The sequence below is a fragment of the Halorhabdus amylolytica genome (genome assembly GCF_004944975.1).
Lineage (GTDB): Archaea > Halobacteriota > Halobacteria > Halobacteriales > Haloarculaceae > Halorhabdus > Halorhabdus amylolytica.
This window is the reverse complement of sequence record NZ_SPQG01000004.1, coordinates 58182-76302: the sequence shown is the minus strand read 5'-3', so window position 1 is coordinate 76302 and position 18121 is coordinate 58182. Positions and strand designations below refer to the sequence as shown.

The window sequence follows — 18121 nt, the reverse complement described above, 5'->3', positions numbered from 1 at the left end:
ATGCGCCTGGCAATCGCCTACGACGTGAGCGAGGACGCCAATCGCCGGCAGGTCTACCGAACGCTCCAGAAGTACGGAGCCTGGAAGCAGTACAGCGTGTTCGAACTGGAGGTGAACAAAACCGAACGTGTCGAGCTGGAGGATGAGTTGGAGAAACACATCGATCCGGATGACGGAGATCGGATTCGGATCTACCGACTCTGTGAGTCCTGCCTCGACGATATCTCGAATCTCGGTGCGGACCAACCCGACGAGCAGTCCAACGTACTCTGAGTTTCGTGGACCTTTTTGAACTCTCTGTACAGCCCCCATCGACGAACTGACTGACGATATTCGCGCCCGGAGGAAGATTTATTGCCCCTCTCGCCGGATTTTCACCCCCTGTCGCAGGAGTCAGAAAACCCGAACCGGGATTGAAACAAGGTCAACCAGTATGATTGGAGTAACCTCGTTACCGTCGCAGGAGTCAGAAAACCCGAACCGGGATTGAAACTTCGATCGTCTGTTCGCGCACCTTGCAGTCAGGCATGTCGCAGGAGTCAGAAAACCCGAACCGGGATTGAAACAAGACCGGAGAAGTGATCGAGAAGTCGCCCACCTTGAGGTCGCAGGAGTCAGAAAACCCGAACCGGGATTGAAACTTGCGTCGAGTTGGAGGTCTTTCGCCCGATCCTCCGGTCGCAGGAGTCAGAAAACCCGAACCGGGATTGAAACAGGTGGATGTTAATGGGGTAAGCGCGGCTATATCAAGTCGCAGGAGTCAGAAAACCCGAACCGGGATTGAAACGCCAGTCTGTCGGACGATCTCGTCAAGGGAGAGCTCGGTCGCAGGAGTCAGAAAACCCGAACCGGGATTGAAACGATGCCTGACGACACCGACCGCGAGACGGACTCGGAGTCGCAGGAGTCAGAAAACCCGAACCGGGATTGAAACGATCCTCATCCTGTGGGCGGGCGGGGCGCTGGCCTTGTCGCAGGAGTCAGAAAACCCGAACCGGGATTGAAACAAGACCTCCAACTCGACGCAACGCCCGCTGACAGGATGTCGCAGGAGTCAGAAAACCCGAACCGGGATTGAAACCGTGAGTACGAACGCGAGGGCGACGGCTACCGCGTCGTCGCAGGAGTCAGAAAACCCGAACCGGGATTGAAACACGATAACGTGCTCCGGTCGAACGACGTTGTGACCGGTCGCAGGAGTCAGAAAACCCGAACCGGGATTGAAACACGGAAGCGACGGGGTACCGACTTGTCCTCGACAAGTCGCAGGAGTCAGAAAACCCGAACCGGGATTGAAACACATCGCCGGTGACGCTGACGGGCTTGCTCGGCGCGGTCGCAGGAGTCAGAAAACCCGAACCGGGATTGAAACCTGTCGGTGTCGTTGCGCTCAGACATCGACCGACACGTCGCAGGAGTCAGAAAACCCGAACCGGGATTGAAACATCATATCTCGGCCCTCATGGCGTCCCACTTCTGGGGTCGCAGGAGTCAGAAAACCCGAACCGGGATTGAAACACGTCGTCGACGAACCGTTCCCACACCCAGTTGCGCCGTCGCAGGAGTCAGAAAACCCGAACCGGGATTGAAACAACACGAGGTCATGGAAGTTGGTATCCGTCAGGTCGCAGGAGTCAGAAAACCCGAACCGGGATTGAAACACGCCCATGCGTTCGGTTCGCGTCGGATCGGCCGACGGTCGCAGGAGTCAGAAAACCCGAACCGGGATTGAAACGTCCTGCACCCGGCCGACCCACTGTTCGGCGATCTCGTCGCAGGAGTCAGAAAACCCGAACCGGGATTGAAACCATCAAGGACGAGCTCGGAGTCGTCGAGTGTCGCGTCGCAGGAGTCAGAAAACCCGAACCGGGATTGAAACGGAGATCGGCACATCCTCGGGCGGCACGCTGTCGGGGTCGCAGGAGTCAGAAAACCCGAACCGGGATTGAAACCTGACGACGAGTCAGTCGGTCGTCAAAGATTCGACGTCGCAGGAGTCAGAAAACCCGAACCGGGATTGAAACGGTGGGTGCATATCGTCCGGTACAACTACGGGGTGATGTCGCAGGAGTCAGAAAACCCGAACCGGGATTGAAACTCATCCGTGTCGCCCGACGCCGAAACGACGAGTTCCGTCGCAGGAGTCAGAAAACCCGAACCGGGATTGAAACGCGGGGATGCCAACGCCCCGGACACGCCGTCGACGAGTCGCAGGAGTCAGAAAACCCGAACCGGGATTGAAACATCGACGGCGGTGATTTGACATGAGCAACACCGAGGTCGCAGGAGTCAGAAAACCCGAACCGGGATTGAAACTCGAGTCAGATCCAAGCAGCAAGGTTTTTATCTCTCGGTCGCAGGAGTCAGAAAACCCGAACCGGGATTGAAACTCGCCGATTGATCGCGTCGACACGAACGTCACGCTGTCGCAGGAGTCAGAAAACCCGAACCGGGATTGAAACAGTCAGCCGCTTGGCGATGGACGTCTTCGACTCGTGTCGCAGGAGTCAGAAAACCCGAACCGGGATTGAAACTCGACGTTGGCGTCAGCCCCCCGTTCGTAGTTCTCGCGTCGCAGGAGTCAGAAAACCCGAACCGGGATTGAAACTGGGTGGGGACCTCGAGGAGGGAGAGCGTCTCGGCGGTCGCAGGAGTCAGAAAACCCGAACCGGGATTGAAACACGGTCAACGAGACCGAGCGACAGTGGCTCGTCCTGTCGCAGGAGTCAGAAAACCCGAACCGGGATTGAAACAAGCCCGGGCGGATCGTCCGACCCACAAACACCGTCGCAGGAGTCAGAAAACCCGAACCGGGATTGAAACGTCGACCTGCTGCTGCTGGCCGGTATCATCCACGCGTCGCAGGAGTCAGAAAACCCGAACCGGGATTGAAACCTGTAGAGCGCGACGTCGCTGTAGCCTGCGATGTCGAGTCGCAGGAGTCAGAAAACCCGAACCGGGATTGAAACAGGCCGCCGAGGAGCTCGCCGTCGACGACGTTTACCCGTCGCAGGAGTCAGAAAACCCGAACCGGGATTGAAACGGGAAGACATTCGTGGGAGTTCTCCGATCCCTCCTGTCGCAGGAGTCAGAAAACCCGAACCGGGATTGAAACTGGTCGACGGCGTCTGAGCGCCGTCGGCCGTCTTGTCGCAGGAGTCAGAAAACCCGAACCGGGATTGAAACCAGTCTCTTAGAGCGGATATTCAGTTAGACATGGGTCGCAGGAGTCAGAAAACCCGAACCGGGATTGAAACCCGCTGCCGTCCGTTCTGTCGGCCAGCCCGCGGTCGTCGCAGGAGTCAGAAAACCCGAACCGGGATTGAAACAGGTGAGTGGCGCACCGCGTCGCTGGTGAGTCAGCGGGTCGCAGGAGTCAGAAAACCCGAACCGGGATTGAAACCGGTACGTCTTGGTTCCTGTCGCTGCTTTGTCCCCGTCGCAGGAGTCAGAAAACCCGAACCGGGATTGAAACGGCAGACCGTGGACGATAGTGAACGGGTGTGGTACGGTCGCAGGAGTCAGAAAACCCGAACCGGGATTGAAACGGAAGTGCCGGGATATCGAGCGAGAGCAGGCAATCAGTCGCAGGAGTCAGAAAACCCGAACCGGGATTGAAACACGTCCGCTGGCAGGACCTCATGAAAACCAGCGTCGTCGCAGGAGTCAGAAAACCCGAACCGGGATTGAAACACGTGACCGTGCCGTTGGTGAACAAGACCGTCGACGGTCGCAGGAGTCAGAAAACCCGAACCGGGATTGAAACTCGATCGCCTCGGCGTCGCCAAATCCGATCGTCACCTGTCGCAGGAGTCAGAAAACCCGAACCGGGATTGAAACTTGCCCGAGATCGTCGTCGACGCGTACTCGATCGTCGCAGGAGTCAGAAAACCCGAACCGGGATTGAAACGCCGTGATGCTCACCACACCCCAAAGCGTCGAGGGTCGCAGGAGTCAGAAAACCCGAACCGGGATTGAAACTCGGCGAGCTGACGAAAGTCGGGCCAACCGGCTACTGTCGCAGGAGTCAGAAAACCCGAACCGGGATTGAAACAGCTGGAGATCCGGCCCGACGACTTCGACCTGGAGGGTCGCAGGAGTCAGAAAACCCGAACCGGGATTGAAACTAACTCTGTTCGGCCTCGGGATCCTCGCGACCGGGTCGCAGGAGTCAGAAAACCCGAACCGGGATTGAAACCAAGTCCTCGATGTCTCTAGTCTCAGTCCCTTCTTCTCGTCGCAGGAGTCAGAAAACCCGAACCGGGATTGAAACCCGATGCAACGGCTGACTGACGTTCCAAATCCAGTCGTCGCAGGAGTCAGAAAACCCGAACCGGGATTGAAACTTGAAGACGACCCCCGTCCCCGCTTCTAAGTCGGGTCGCAGGAGTCAGAAAACCCGAACCGGGATTGAAACAGACTGTGACGGCATCTGAACCAGGGTTTTGGTCCGGTCGCAGGAGTCAGAAAACCCGAACCGGGATTGAAACAAGCGGGTCAGTGCGAGGACGGGGTCGGTCCAGATGGTCGCAGGAGTCAGAAAACCCGAACCGGGATTGAAACGATGACGATCGAGCCTCTACTGTTGTCGTAGACGACCGTCGGAGCAGGGAGAAAACCCAGACTGGAATTAATGTTGCTTGCTATCTGGCGTATGGATCTGACTAGTTCTTTCCAATACTTTGATTAGCACTTCTCCACATTATCTGGCTGGAACCCCCCTCAGGAAGCCGAACCCGTTCACGGACTGAACGGATTCGTCCGTCGAGACCCCCGATTTGACCGGCGAAGGAACGACCCAATCACCGATAATAAGCATTGAACGCCACGAAAACGGCGTAATTACGAATCGTGCAGAAGGTGAGTGGGTCCGGGCGGATTTGAACCACAGTCGCTCCCGTTCGATCACTACGCTCGCTCACCTCTCGCTCCTCGCTTCAAATCCACCCGCCGCTTCGCATACGCGGCGCTCGTAAGTGAGCGCCGCGAAAACTCAGTGGGTCCGGGCGGATTTGAACCACCGACCTCGGCCTTGTAAAGGCCACGTCATAACCAACCTAGACCACGGACCCGCCACATCCACCTTCCCTACCGGACGGAATAACCCTTACTTTCTCACCCGAACGCTTTCACCGTCGCCACCCGTGTACCCGGACGTGTCCCCCCGTCACCTCTTCAACCTCGCCGCCGTCGGACTACTCATTCTGGCGGCGATTCTCGTCCTCTCCAGTCCGGGCGGGCCACTCGCCGGACTGTTCTCGCCATTACAGTACGGCGAAGCCACCGTCACCATCCACGACGAGAACGACACCACGCTCGCCACTGTCGACGTCCGGATCGCCGACACCGAACACGAACGCTGGGTCGGACTCAGCGAAACCGACACCCTCGAAGATGGCGAAGGGATGCTGTTCGTCCACGAAAATACGGGGACTTACGCCTACGTGATGCCCGACGATGACGACCGCAACATGTCGTTCCCGCTCGACATCATCTTCATCGATGCCGACGGGCAGATCACGACAGTCCACCACGCTCCCCTCGCCGAGAATGCCGATAACCCGAACCAGGGGTACCGGGGACAGGGCCGGTACGTCCTCGAAGTGCCCTACGGCTGGACGAACGAGACCGGCATCGGCGTCGGCGATCGCGTTTCGATTCCCCAGTCCGTCCACGATTGAGGGGGTGCGACGGCCTTTTCAACTGCAGGCCCGTCGTGCGTTTCGATGGGCGTTTCCGATCTTGAGGACGACGACGTGTTCGAGGACGTCCGCGAGCGCGTCGATCGCCCGATGGCCCGGCTCTTTCGGACCTACGGCTGGAAGTATCGGTTCCCTTTCGCAATCGGGTTCGTCAGTAGCGTCGTCGCCCGAATTCTCGATCTGTTACCGCCGCTCCTGCTTGCCGTCGCCATCGACGCCATCTTCGGCAAGCAAGATTACAGCCTCTGGCTGGTCCCCGATGTTTGGCTCCCCGACGGGCAGGTCGCCCAGATGTGGCTCACGGTGGGTATCATCGCCGCGGCCTTTCTGATCGGCGCTGTCTTCCACTGGACGCGCAACTGGGGCTGGAACACCTTCTCTCAGAACATCCAGCACAACGTCCGAACGGACACTTACGACAAGATGCAGCGGCTGAACATGGACTTTTTCGCCGACAAGCAGACCGGCGAACTCATGAGCATCCTCTCGAACGACGTCAACCGCCTCGAACGCTTTCTCAACGACGGCATGAACTCCTTCTTCCGACTCGCCATCATGGTGATCGGCATCGCTGTCATTCTCTTCTCGATGAACTGGCAACTCGCACTGATCGCCCTGGTTCCGGTCCCAGTCATCGCTTTTTTCACGAAGAAATTCATCGAGATCATCCAGCCCAAGTACGCAGAGGTCCGCTCCTCAGTAGGGCAACTCAATTCCCGTCTTGAGAACAATCTCGGCGGTATCCAGGTCATCAAGGCCGCCAACACCGAGAGCTTCGAGTCCGACCGTGTCGATGACGTCTCCAGCGATTACTTCGACGCAAACTGGGACGCTATCGGGACGCGGATCAAGTTCTTCCCGGGTCTCCGGCTGATCTCCGGGCTCGGGTTCGTCCTGACGTTCATCGTCGGGGGCTTGTGGGTGCTTGGCGAACCGCTTGGCCCACTGTCGGGGTCGCTACGGGCCGGCCAGTTCGTCGCCTTTATCCTCTATACCCAGCGGTTCATCTGGCCGATGGCCCAATTTGGACAGATAATCAACATGTATCAGCGCGCCTACGCCTCAAGCGAGCGTATCTTCGGGCTGATGGACACGCCGAGCCGGATCGTCGAGGATCCCGACGCCGAACCGCTGGAAGTCACCGACGGCCACGTCGAATTCGACGACGTGACGTTTGGCTACGATGACGAAGAAGCTATCGTCGAAGACATCTCTTTCGAGGTGGAAGGCGGCGACACCGTGGCCCTCGTGGGGCCAACCGGCGCGGGCAAATCGACGGTCATGAAACTCCTCTTGCGGATGTACGATGTCGACGACGGTGCGATCGAGGTCGACGGGACGGACCTTCGCGAGGCGACAATCCCGAGCCTCCGGCAGGCGATGGGCTACGTCAGCCAGGAGACGTTCCTGTTCTACGGGACCGTCCGGGAGAACATCGAGTACGGCACCTTCGACGTCGAGAAGGCGGAGATCGTCGAGGCCGCGAAGATGGCTGAAGCCCACCGGTTCATCCAGAACCTGCCCGAGGGTTACGACACGAAGGTCGGCGAACGCGGAGTCAAGCTCTCGGGCGGCCAGCGTCAGCGGATCGCTCTGGCCCGTGCGATCCTCAAAGATCCCGACATCCTCGTACTGGACGAAGCGACTTCCGACGTCGACACGGAAACGGAGATGCTGATCCAGCGCTCGCTGAACGAACTCACAGCCGACCGGACCACGTTCGCGATCGCTCACCGTCTTTCGACCATCAAGGACGCCGAGAAGATCGTCGTCATCGAGGACGGCCGGATCGTCGAGTGGGGCACTCATGCAGATCTGCTCGCCGAGGACGGTCTCTACGCCAAACTCTGGGCGGTCCAGGCCGGCGAGATCGACGAACTCCCTCAGGAGTTCATCGAACGAGCAGCCCGGCGACGTGCACAGACCGAGACCGAAGCCGACGACTAACGCGATCGGGCGCCGACGTTCGCGGAAACGTTTTGCGCCAGGGGATTCCCGAGTGAGACATGAAGCTCTCCGAAGCCACCTGGACCGATGTCGAGGCGTTCGAGACGCCCCTCGCGCTCCTTCCGGTCGGATCCACCGAACAGCACGGTCCACACGCCCCCCTGGGTACCGACGCGATCGCCGCGGAGGCAGTCGCCCACGCGGGTGTCGACGCCACCGATCGCGAGGTCGTCATCGCCCCGTCCATCGACGTGGGCGTCTCCGCGGAACATCGCGCGTTCCCGGGTTCACTGTGGGTCAGCGAGGACACCTTCCGGGCGTACGTCCGCGAGACGATCGAGGCGCTGGCCCACCACGGCTTCGACCGGATCGTGGTTGTCAACGGTCACGGCGGTAATACTGCCGCGCTCAGAGAAGTCTGCGCCCGCATCTCAAGAGGCGGCGACGCCTACGTCGTCCCCTTCACCTGGTTCGAGGCCGTCGATCCCGACGGGATCGAGATGGGCCACGCGGGACCCGTCGAGACAGCACTGCTCGAACACGTCACTCCGGAACTGATCGACAATGATAGCAAGGAGAGGGGTGGCGAGGGGGCCGCCGACCGCTGGGGCGAGTGGGAGGGAAGCGTCAATCTCGCCTACGACACCGACGAGTTCGCGCCGAACGGGGTCGTGGGAGATCCGGCCGATGGCAACGGGGAACTGGGCGAGCGGTTGCTCGCCGAGGCCGCCGACGCATTGGCGACCCTCCTCGAACGCGTCGCCGAACGTGATCGTCACGAGGAGTGAGGACGAGCGGACCGTCCTGCCGGGTGCGAGCTTACTCGTCGTCCGCGTCGTTGGCTTCGGCGGCCGACTCGAGGGCGCTTTTGAGTTCCGGGATCGTACTCGTCAACTCGCCCACCTCCTCGCGGGCCTCGGTCAGGTCCGTGACGATGCCTTCGAGTTCCTCGATCTCGTTCTCCAGATCCCCGGCGTCCTCGAAGGCGTCGGCGCGTTCGCCCATCGTATACCACTTTTTGGCGTCCCGGAGGTGTTCTTCGGCGTCATCCGGGTCCAGCCCCGACCGCAGAGCGTTGAGCACACCAAGCGTGTTGTCGGCCTCGACCGCCCAGATGGCGTCCACGTCGGGCAGTGCCGCTCGGGTCGCATCGAGGTGTTCCTCGACGTCTTCGCGCATCTCGCTGGCCGCTTCCCCGAAGAGATCCTCGTCGTCGAGTGTTGCCTGACTCATGAGCGGAAATTCAATCGCACTCGGGTTAAAAGGTTGCCCGAAACTGAAAGTAAACGAGCTCGGTCGGCGGCGCTCGGACACGCGACGGGAGTGGTGGGTGTCCTCACGCCGACAGTGACGACCGACGATCGCCAAGCACGTCGAACTCGGCGTTGGTGTCCCCCAGGACCAGCAGGGCGAACTGGCGGTGAAAGACCTTGATCGGAACGTAGATCACGGCCGCCGCCACGAACAGAACGAGCAGATACAGCGCCAGTAGCGTGGCCAGCAGGACGATCGTCCCGGCCGTTATCGTCCCGCCGCCGACCATCCCGAAGCCGACGGGCACCGCGACGATCAGGAACGGGATCGCCAGTGCGACGGCGGCGATCCCGAGGACGATGCTCCCGGCGATCTCGGTGACGATGTGGAGGCCGAACGCGACCACCACGTACGTCCCGTACTGCTTCCACTGGCCCACCAACGTCGGCCAGAAGCGTTGCCACCCTGCGAGGACACCGCGGTCCTCACGGAGCATGATCGGGACGACGAACTCCGTCGTGAATCCGTTGACCAGCGCCACGGCGATCCCGACGACGAGTCCGAGCGGAACCAGGACGAGTGCGCCGACGACGAGGCGACTCGCCGACGGCATGACGACGTCACCGGCGAGCAGACCCGCAAAGACGTCCCCGAACAGCAACAGGGTGGCTCCACCAAGGACGGCCAGTGTCCCGAGTCCGAGAACGAACCGGAAGGCGAACAGCCGCAGTCCCTTCCCGGCGTGGCGACGGAAGTACCGCCGGACGTGGACCTCGGCCGTCGAGAGCGACTCGACGAAGACGAACTCCATGACGGCGCCGATCCCGGCGACGATCAACCCGACCAGTATCAGCAACGCGATCACGCCGAGGACTGCCGCGACCGCCGTCGAGGAGAGTTCCGGGAACTCGACGGAGAACTCGGGGAGTCCACTCTCCGGCATCGATCCGGCAGTCGTGGGAGCGTTCGTCACGCTCGATGCGGCTCCACCCCCACCGCCCGTACCACCGAGCAGGAACGCGACGATCACTGCCAGTCTTCCCCAACGCCCTGCGTCGATGGGGGTGAGAAACGACCGTGTCATGTCCACGGCGTCGTCGATTCGTTCGACCGCGTAGAGGCTCATACCGTCCGTTCCACCCGGAGTCGTCTTAGCGTTGTTGCCCGACTTCACGCCCTGAAGCGGGGTGCGGACCGCTCACGCCACCGAGACCAGCCGCATCCGCGGATACCCGTCGGTCATCTCCATGATAGCGGTCGCCTCGATCCCCTCGTAGGCGACGACGATCTCCACGTCGGCGAACTCGCCGGTAAACTCCGTGTACCCTACGTCGGCATCGATCGCTCCCCGGATCGCCTCGGTCTTCATCTCGACAGTCACGTCCCGACAGTGGGGCTGATTCTCGATCGCGCTCTCGATCGCGGCGGCGAAATCGGGCGCGCTTTCCGGGCTGATCGGCGTGCCGGCGAACTGATGGTACAGTGATCCGAACTTGATTCCGAGTTCGAAACACGCCTGCTGGGCGTCGGTCGGTGCCATACTGGCTTTGAGAGGGCACCTGGCAAAACCCTTCGCTGTCGGGTCACGCTTCGGATGCGATTGTCAACGTCTCTCAACCGGTCGATACTGACCGGTACAGACTCAATACCGGCGAAGGTTTTTGGTGGCACCCCCGTTAGCGACCCGCATGAACCCCGACCGGGCCGTCCTCGAGCGCGCGATCGAGCGCGGCGAGCGGGAGGGCGGCAGCGTCGAGTTCAAGGAACGACTCACCCGCGAGATCCACCTTACCGACGGCCGACTGGAGAGTCTGGCTGCCCAGTTACGCCACCGCGTCCTCAGCGGCGAGGGTGAGGCCACCTACGTCGTCGGCGTCACCGACGACGGCGGGATCGCGGGCCTGGAACCCGACGCCTTCTCGGAGTCGATGGACGTCCTCTCGCTTCTGGCCGATGAGGCTGGCGCTCACATCGAGGATGTCGAAACGTGGGGCGTCGACGGCGACGGCAACGCCGTCCGTGGTGAGGCCGGCGAACGCGGGATCGTCGGCGTCGCGACGATCCGGGAAGGCGCAGTGATGGAAGACGACGAACACATCGTCGTCGGGACGGCCGGCCACGTCGACCACGGCAAGTCCACGCTGGTGGGATCGCTCGTGACGGGCCAGGCCGACGATGGTGAGGGCGGAACGCGATCGTTCCTCGACGTCCGCCCACACGAGGTCGAGCGTGGCCTGTCGGCGGACCTCTCCTATGGCGTCTATGGGTTCGACGACGATGGCCCGGTCAGGATGGACAACCCGGATCGCAAGACTGACCGCGCTCGCGTCGTCGAGGAAGCCGATCGGCTTGTCAGTTTCGTCGACACGGTCGGACACGAGCCCTGGCTCCGGACGACGATCCGGGGGCTCGTCGGCCAGAAACTCGATTACGGACTGTTGACCGTCGCCGCCGACGACGGACCGACCAAGACGACCCGCGAACACCTCGGGATCCTGCTGGCGACGGAACTCCCGACTATCGTCGCCATCACGAAGGCCGATCTCGTCGATGAGGAGCGCGTCGTAGAGGTCGAACGCGAGGTCGAGCGCCTCCTGCGGGACGTCGAGAAGACTCCGCTGCGGGTGGACCGCCACGGTCTCGATGCAGCGGTCGAGGAGATCTCCGAAACAGTCGTTCCGGTGGTGACCACGAGCGCGGTGACGTCGGAAGGTCTCGACGTTCTGGACGAGCTCTTCGAGCGCCTGCCCAAGACCGGTGGCGACGAGACCGCCCAGTTCCGGATGTACGTCGACCGATCCTACAACGTCACTGGAGTTGGCGCGGTCGCCTCGGGGACGATCAACGCCGGCCGCGTCGAGGCCGGCGACGAACTGCTGCTCGGGCCGATGGCCGACGGCCGATTCCGCGAGGTCAAAGCGCGTTCCATCGAGATGCACTACCACCGCGTTGAGAAGGCGCGTGCGGGCCGGATCGTCGGCATCGCGCTGAAAGGCGTCGAGGAACCCGAGGTCGAGCGCGGGATGGTCCTCCTCCCGCGGGAGGCTGATCCCCGCCCAGTCCGGGAATTCGAGGCCGAGGTGATGGTGCTCAACCACCCGACGCGGATCGGCGATGGATACGAACCGGTGGTTCACTTGGAGACGATCAGCGAGGCCGCCGCCTTCTACCCCGAGGGGGGGCAACTCCTGCCGGGCGACAGTGGCCGTACGCGCGTTCGTTTCAAATTTCGACCGTATCTCGTCGAGGAAGGGCAACGATTCGTCTTCCGGGAAGGGCGGTCGAAAGGCGTCGGGACAGTGACGGACGTAACGGGTGTGGAGTGATCAGGTCCAGGGTTCCTCGGCGACGTCGTGCATCGACTCAACCCGATAATCGGGGACTGGATCCGGATCGATCTCGCTGTCTCCCTTGAGCCACACCGACCGGACGCCGGCATTGTGTGCGCCAGCGACGTCTGATTCCAGGGAGTTCCCCACGTGGACTGCTCGTTCGTGGCCGACGCCGAGCGCGTCGAGGGCTTCGTCGAACGGTTCTGGATCGGGCTTGTACGGCGCGTCGTGGCCGCCGTGGACGACCGTCTCTACCCGGTCGTCGAGACCCAGACCGGCGAGTTTCTGGGACTGCATCCACGGATCGCCGTTGGTGACGATGCCGACATGATAGTGGTCGATCATCCGCTCGAAGGCGGCCTCCGCTCCCGGGAGAAAGCGGACGTTCGTCTGGTCGCGCTCGCTCTCGTAGGCCTCGGCGATCGCTCGGCCCAGGTCGACATCCAGCCCCGATTCTTCGATGAGCGTGCTGAAACACCGCCGTCGCACGTCCCGGATATCGTCGCCAGGTCGGACGAACTCCCCGAATCGTCGGTAATAATCCTCGACCGTGAAGCACGGCTCGACGCCTACCTGCGCGAAAGCGGCTCCGAGTACGTCCCCGGCGGGTCGCCGATACTCACAGAGAGTGTCGTCGAGATCGAACAGCACGGCATCGACAGCTGTCATCGAGTGTTTCGACGGGGGGCCGACTGAAAACCACTCCGGATGTGAGTGCCACACAGCGGAGGATCGAACGCTACAGCTCGAAGCTCTCGACGAGCAGATCCTCGTTCGTCTCGCCGTAGACCGTCGTCTCCCCGCCGATCACGTCGACAGTGATCTTCGCGGGGCCGAAGACATCCGCCGGTAGTTCCTCGAAATCCCAGTCAGCATCCTCGAAGATAGCGGCGAAGGGCTGGTCGTACTCCTCGCTGGCCGTCGAGGGCAACTCTTCGAAGCGGTCGAACGCCGATTCGACGGTCAGGTGGACCTCACCGCCATAGGCGACGGCGTCGTTCGTTCGGGCCATCGCCGCCGTCTCGCTTCCGGCGACCGGCGCGACGGGAGCGCTCCCTGAAACCGAGTGGATATCGGCCGGATCGTAGCCCAACTCGAACAGTCGGTAGGTCGCGAGTTCGCCGGCCCTCGCCGCGGCCGAGACGCTGCCCGTGATCGACGCCGTCGCGTAGGCTGGCAGGAAGACCCCACTCTCGCCGACGCCAGCCAGATCAGCGACTTGCACGGTCGCCGCATCGGTCGGCAGCGAATCGGACTCGACGGTGAGGACCGCGAAGTCGAACGCCTCGGCGTAGCCCAGTCGGTCGAAAATGTCTTCCTCAGCAACCAACGCTCGCGCGGGACCGCTGCCCAGCCCCTCGAAGTCGTCGACGGCGAGTTCCCACCCTCCCTTTTGAGAGGCGAGTAGCGCCATCGCCGGATGGTCGGTCGTCAGTTCGACGTGTGGGATCGAGGCGTTGCCGACCGACGCCAACCGCGAGGTGACGGAAGCGAGACCTGCAGTCTGGATCTCGGTAAGCATCAACCCCGCCTCGACGCCGCCGGAATGTTCGACGCCGAAGTCCAGCACAGTCGCCTCGTTGTCGAGTCGATACTCGGCGATCCCCAACTCGTCGGCGAAGTCCAGTGCCTCGTCGACGAGTTCGGTCGCCATCCGGTTGAGCTGATCCATGCCTCTGCTTCGAACGGGGGATTGAAAACCTATTCTACGCGGGATCGCCTGACGCCGTCACTCTTCGAGTCCATGTTCGGGTTCGTGTCCGAGTTCCTCAGCGACGGACTCGACTTTCTCCTCGGCTGCGTGCTCGACGGCTCGCTTGTCGTCGATCTTTAGCAGCGTCTCGACGCGATCGGCGTCGACCGCCTCGTGGGCGTCGGCCGCGGCGGCGAAGATATCCGCAGGGTCCTCGGCCTCGATGATCGTCCCCATCGGCGTCGTCTCGTAGCCGACATCGTGGTCTTCGATGGCCGCCACCGCTTTGGCGACCTCGCCCGACATGCTCCCTTCGATGACCGGTGCGACCGTCAGGAAGCCGAACGCTGTCATGAGCGTCACTTGGGCAGCGCCCAGTAAATGTTCGACGGTTCTGTCCCCCCACTGGCGACCTGATCCGGGATCGACAACAGAGTGTGGCCGCCTTTATGTCGTCACTCTCAGCTTACCACGAACGGTCGAAAGTAACCCCACTTACGGACCAGTTCGATCGGCCTCCGGCTCCCTGTCGCGGAACTCGAACCGTGCCCCGCCGTTCTCGCTCTCGATCAGCGAGATGTCCCAGCCGTGGGCGGTTGCGATCCGTTCGACGATCGTGAGGCCAACCCCGGTGCCGCCGTAGCCGGTCGAGTAGCCGTGGTCAAACACCCGCTCGTGGTCGCTCGGGTCGATTCCGGGGCCGTCGTCCGCCACGAAGAATCCATCGACGTCCTCGAGGGGGCCGACCGTCACAGTCACATTGTCGCCGCCGTGACCCACCGCGTTGCGGAAGAGGTTCTCGAAGAGGGTCCGGAGCTTGGCCGGGTCGGCGTCGGCGGTCACTGCGGGATCGACGTCCAGCGTCGCCGTGCGGCTGTCGATGTTGTCCCAGGCCCCCGACTCACCTCGGTCAGCGAGACACGCTCGCGCTCGCCGGTCTCGCCGTTGCCCTGTGCGAGGTCGAGCAACTCGTCGGTGATTGTCTCGATACGTTCGAGGGCGTCGATGGCTGTCTCGACAGACGCCGACTCGTTCCCGGCCCGCATCAGTTCCAGGTGACTCAGTGCCACGGATAGCGGGTTCCGGAGGTCGTGTGAAACCATGCTGGCGAACTGGTCGAGTCGTTCGACCTGTTCCTCGAGCTGGCGTTCGCGCTCGACGTACTCGGTCACGTCCGAGGAGATCCCCGCGAGTCCGACCATCTCTCCGTCCTCGACGATCGGCACGCCGACGGTTTCGAGCCAGCGTTCGGTCTCGCCGTCTCCCACGTTCACCTGCAGGACGTACTCCCGTTTCGGGTTCCCGTCGGCGATGTCTGCCCTGATTTCGGCCAGCCACTCCCTGGCCTCGCGCTCGTTGTCAGGATGGATGACTGCCGCAGGATCACACTCTGGCGTCACGCCGACTACCGACTCGTAAGCCGGATTCACGTATACGACCGACTCAAGATCCGCCTCAAGCATCCAGATGACTTCCGTGAGGTGGTCGACGATCTGCCGGAACGGATCCGTGCTCATGCTGTCCCAAGCCTCGAAGACGTTCGGTCTTGAATCTGGGGTTCCCGAATCTACCGAGCACGCCGCTCAGGCGTCACGCACCCATCCCGCTGTCACGTCGATCCCTGGACTGTATCGCACGTGTGGGTCTTCCCCGGCTGTCTCGAATCCAGAAGCCTCGAACAGCGTATTGTCCCGTATCGTCACGTCGGCGTCCTGCAGGGGCCATGGTTCGTGATCGATCTCGCCGACAGCGATCGATCCCCGCCGCTCGGTGAAGAAACGGTATCGCTCGACCAGAAACGCTTCGAGCGTGCCGGGTTCGACCGATTCGCGCTCGCCTCGCGGGTCGATCGTGGCATCGAAGGTGGCCGGTGGAGCCCCGGAATGCCGTCGCTCACTCCGGAAGCGCGTTTCCCCGCCACGGTCCCGGACGGTCATTGCCGCCCGGTAGTACGGCAGGGCGAACAGTCGCCGGGCAATGGCGACCCCCAGGCGATCGTCGGCGTCGAGGGTGTAGAAGTACACGCCCGGATCGCCGTCGTGGCGGACGTACGTCCGGAGATTGAGTTCCCGGAACGAGCGACCGAGCGGGGCGAACCGTGGCCGGATGTCGGCCATCCGGAAGCCGACGATCCCAAGCCAGGCCCGGTCGTCGAAGGTATCTACTGCCAGGCTATCGGGAAGGGTCGGTTCCACGACAGCCGGATCGACCGGCCAGTGGATGAAGAATACGTCTCGCCACTCCATCCTGAGCACGTCGCGCGAACTCAGTCCGGGAAACATGTGTTCGCTACGAGTGCCAGGCGCTTTGTCGTTCGGGAACGTTCACTTACAGACTGGATTCTGTTACCATAGAAGAAGCATTTTGATAATGGATTTGAGTCCTGCTGAAGATGCATCCCCTGATATTTCAATGAGGATGGGTGACTAGGAGATATGATGGTCGAAGGGAATTCCGACGCGGTGCTGTCCGAACACAGTCTACTCTCCTTGGAACAGTATCTGGACATGCAGCGGGCGACCGGCACGAGACCCGGTTTCGGCTCCTGAACTACCTCGTCGAGAGCGGTGCGAAGAGCGCGGCGGAGTTGCTTGACGCCCTCGAGGTCGAATCGAACACGCTCCACTACCACCTGGACGAACTCGTCGATGTCGGTCTCGTCGAGAACCGAAAGCGGAAGGAGCCCGATTCCGAGGGGCTGTACTCGTGCTATCGGGCGACCTCGCTCGGCGAGGGCGTACTCACCCACGGCGTGCGTGAACTCATGCGCGAGGAGTGGGAGTTGCTGGAAACGTACAGCGAGTGAGCACACTTCTGTCGGCGACCGCTTCGCTCGGGAGCACTCGCAGCCGGCGATATCGATCGATCACGAACTCCCGCCCATCTACTGGACACCACAGCGCTCGTTCGTCCATTCTACTCCTGAGCCGAGGGAACTATATGCACTCCGCATGTAGATACTCATGAAAAATACCATGTCTACAGATGCCGATGCGAAAGTTGTCCAGACGCAACTTACGGAGCAAGAGTACGAACGACTTCGCCGAGTGGCCGACCAGGAGGGACTCCCGCTGAAAGAGGTCCTCCGACTGGCGGCGATCGAGTTCTCGAAGCGACAGGAGAAGCACGATCCCGACGACCCGTTCTTCGCCGGGGACGTGCCGGCCGACGACGACGATTCGTCGCTCACCGCGGCGAAAACCGACGACTATCTCTACGAATGACTGATCTGGAGCGCTTTCGACCGTCCTCGAACGGGTCAACGGCGCTGTTTCTCGACACGAGTGGACTCTTCGCGTACTTTCACCCACAGGCTGACGAACACGAGGAAGCGACGGCGTTCCTCCAGGCGGTCGGGTCGAACGAGGTTCCGTATCGACCGTTGTACACCAGTACGTACGTCGTCGACGAGTTGGCGACGTTGCTGCTCTCGAAAGGGACTTACGAACTCGCGACGGCAGCGCTCGACCGGACGCTCGATTCGGACCACGTCTCCGTGATCGCCGAAGCCGAAGAGGAGTACGACGCCGCCCGGCAGGCGTTCCAGCGATACGACGATCACGAGATTTCGTTCACCGACCAGCTCAGCGGCGTCCAGATGCAATCGCGGGACGTCGGACACGTCTTCGCCTACGACGGTGACTTCCGAACGCTCGGATTCGAGCAGCTGCCGCGGTGAGGTGCGGAGGAACGTTCCGCGGTATTGGAATGTTGAGAAGGTGCGACGGCCGAGAGTGTGCTGAGCTAAGCGAAGCACACGTCGAAAGAGGAACGAAGTGAGTCTTTCGGGAGTGAGCGAACGCCGATCGACTCCGTCGATCGGAATTTGAACTACGCGAAGACAGTCCGGGCATGCGGCCCTACGGGCCGTTCCGGGCTGTGACTTCTCTCATTCAAATCTCTCATCCGCACCACACAGCATTCTGGATCGCGACGCGATGAAACGCGTCGCTCGGGAGTTGGAATGTTGAGAAGGTGCGACGGCCGAGAGTGAGCGAACGCTGCACGTTCGCGAACGCCGATCGACTCCGTCGATCGGAATTTGAACAGATGCCAGACGTTCCTGCTTGCTCACTTCGTTCGCCTGCGCGGGCCTGCGACTGGCGTGCTCAAATCTCGGTTGACGCACACAGCAAATTCAGAACATGGCGCGGAGACATAGCTCCGCGCGGTTTGAAATTGTAGAAGTGCGA

Annotated in this window: 16 protein-coding genes, 1 tRNA gene, 1 pseudogene and 1 CRISPR repeat array; of the genes and pseudogenes, 8 read left to right on the top strand and 10 right to left on the bottom strand. The window is 61.7% G+C overall.

From position 1 onward, the window contains the following. Entirely contained in the window at positions 1 to 273 is a 273-nt protein-coding gene (cas2, locus tag E3374_RS07245) for a CRISPR-associated endonuclease Cas2 (protein ID WP_136688412.1), read from the top strand. A gap of 110 nt (positions 274 to 383) precedes the next feature. Then, positions 384 to 4563: direct repeats of the CRISPR family, unit length 37 nt; unit sequence GTCGCAGGAGTCAGAAAACCCGAACCGGGATTGAAAC. A gap of 434 nt (positions 4564 to 4997) precedes the next feature. On the opposite strand, the gene E3374_RS07240 is transcribed toward cas2, so the two are convergent. Beyond that, positions 4998 to 5072 (bottom strand) — tRNA-Val (locus E3374_RS07240). 84 nt (positions 5073 to 5156) lie between these two features. On the opposite strand from E3374_RS07240, the gene E3374_RS07235 reads away from it, so the two are divergent. The 3 genes from E3374_RS07235 to E3374_RS07225 are packed head-to-tail and all read left to right on the top strand — an operon-like array spanning position 5157 to position 8437. Then, positions 5157 to 5681, top strand: coding sequence for a DUF192 domain-containing protein (locus tag E3374_RS07235; RefSeq protein ID WP_248299411.1), 525 nt, complete (start codon positions 5157 to 5159; stop codon positions 5679 to 5681). A gap of 45 nt (positions 5682 to 5726) precedes the next feature. Then, positions 5727 to 7649, top strand: coding sequence for an ABC transporter ATP-binding protein (locus tag E3374_RS07230; RefSeq protein WP_136688411.1), 1923 nt, complete (start codon positions 5727 to 5729; stop codon positions 7647 to 7649). A 59-nt stretch (positions 7650 to 7708) separates the two neighbouring features. After that, positions 7709 to 8437, top strand: a complete 729-nt coding sequence (locus tag E3374_RS07225) for a creatininase family protein (RefSeq protein WP_136688410.1) — start codon at positions 7709 to 7711, stop codon at positions 8435 to 8437. A 31-nt stretch (positions 8438 to 8468) separates the two neighbouring features. Here E3374_RS07225 and E3374_RS07220 read toward each other — a convergent pair whose 3' ends face one another. The 3 genes from E3374_RS07220 to E3374_RS07210 form a co-directional block, all read right to left on the bottom strand. Continuing rightward, a complete protein-coding gene (locus tag E3374_RS07220; RefSeq protein WP_136688409.1) occupies positions 8469 to 8882 on the bottom strand; it encodes a DUF5790 family protein in 414 nt (137 codons plus the stop codon). 103 nt (positions 8883 to 8985) lie between these two features. Next, positions 8986 to 10029, bottom strand: coding sequence for a DUF7544 domain-containing protein (locus tag E3374_RS07215; RefSeq protein ID WP_136688408.1), 1044 nt, complete (start codon positions 10027 to 10029; stop codon positions 8986 to 8988). Positions 10030 to 10101: 72 nt separating this feature from the next. Beyond that, entirely contained in the window at positions 10102 to 10443 is a 342-nt protein-coding gene (locus tag E3374_RS07210) for a dihydroneopterin aldolase family protein (protein WP_136688407.1), read from the bottom strand. A 148-nt stretch (positions 10444 to 10591) separates the two neighbouring features. On the opposite strand from E3374_RS07210, the gene E3374_RS07205 reads away from it, so the two are divergent. Next, complete coding sequence (locus E3374_RS07205) at positions 10592 to 12229, top strand: GTPBP1 family GTP-binding protein (RefSeq protein ID WP_136688406.1); 1638 nt, start codon at positions 10592 to 10594, stop codon at positions 12227 to 12229. Here E3374_RS07205 and E3374_RS07200 read toward each other — a convergent pair whose 3' ends face one another. From E3374_RS07200 to E3374_RS07175, 6 genes are all read right to left on the bottom strand, one after another. Further along, positions 12230 to 12904, bottom strand: coding sequence for an HAD family hydrolase (locus tag E3374_RS07200; protein ID WP_136688405.1), 675 nt, complete (start codon positions 12902 to 12904; stop codon positions 12230 to 12232). A gap of 70 nt (positions 12905 to 12974) precedes the next feature. Further along, positions 12975 to 13907, bottom strand: a complete 933-nt coding sequence (gene mch / locus E3374_RS07195; RefSeq protein WP_136688404.1) for a methenyltetrahydromethanopterin cyclohydrolase — start codon at positions 13905 to 13907, stop codon at positions 12975 to 12977. A 57-nt stretch (positions 13908 to 13964) separates the two neighbouring features. Next, positions 13965 to 14282 carry a thiamine-binding protein gene (locus E3374_RS07190; protein WP_136688403.1) on the bottom strand — a complete coding sequence of 106 codons (318 nt, stop codon included), beginning with the start codon at positions 14280 to 14282 and terminating at the stop codon, positions 13965 to 13967. A gap of 141 nt (positions 14283 to 14423) precedes the next feature. Continuing rightward, complete coding sequence (locus tag E3374_RS07185; RefSeq protein WP_169051799.1) at positions 14424 to 14771, bottom strand: sensor histidine kinase; 348 nt, start codon at positions 14769 to 14771, stop codon at positions 14424 to 14426. Next, positions 14768 to 15445: a histidine kinase dimerization/phospho-acceptor domain-containing protein gene (locus E3374_RS07180; protein WP_136688402.1), complete on the bottom strand. Its 678-nt coding sequence runs from the start codon at positions 15443 to 15445 to the stop codon at positions 14768 to 14770. The genes E3374_RS07185 and E3374_RS07180 overlap by 4 nt, the downstream gene beginning before the upstream one ends. Before the next feature lie 66 nt (positions 15446 to 15511). Continuing rightward, complete coding sequence (locus E3374_RS07175) at positions 15512 to 16174, bottom strand: YqjF family protein (protein WP_248299410.1); 663 nt, start codon at positions 16172 to 16174, stop codon at positions 15512 to 15514. A 189-nt stretch (positions 16175 to 16363) separates the two neighbouring features. Here E3374_RS07175 and E3374_RS07170 point away from each other — a divergent pair. The 3 genes and pseudogenes from E3374_RS07170 (at position 16364) to E3374_RS07160 (ending at position 17607) form a co-directional block, all read left to right on the top strand. Beyond that, positions 16364 to 16734 (top strand): annotated as a pseudogene (locus tag E3374_RS07170) (winged helix-turn-helix domain-containing protein). A 169-nt stretch (positions 16735 to 16903) separates the two neighbouring features. Further along, the gene (locus E3374_RS07165) at positions 16904 to 17152 is read left to right on the top strand and encodes a hypothetical protein (RefSeq protein ID WP_136688400.1); all 249 of its coding nucleotides are present in this window, start codon (positions 16904 to 16906) and stop codon (positions 17150 to 17152) included. After that, positions 17149 to 17607 (top strand): type II toxin-antitoxin system VapC family toxin, encoded by a 459-nt coding sequence (locus E3374_RS07160; protein ID WP_136688399.1) that lies wholly within the window; start codon positions 17149 to 17151, stop codon positions 17605 to 17607. The genes E3374_RS07165 and E3374_RS07160 overlap by 4 nt, the downstream gene beginning before the upstream one ends. Positions 17608 to 18121 lie beyond the last annotated feature (514 nt).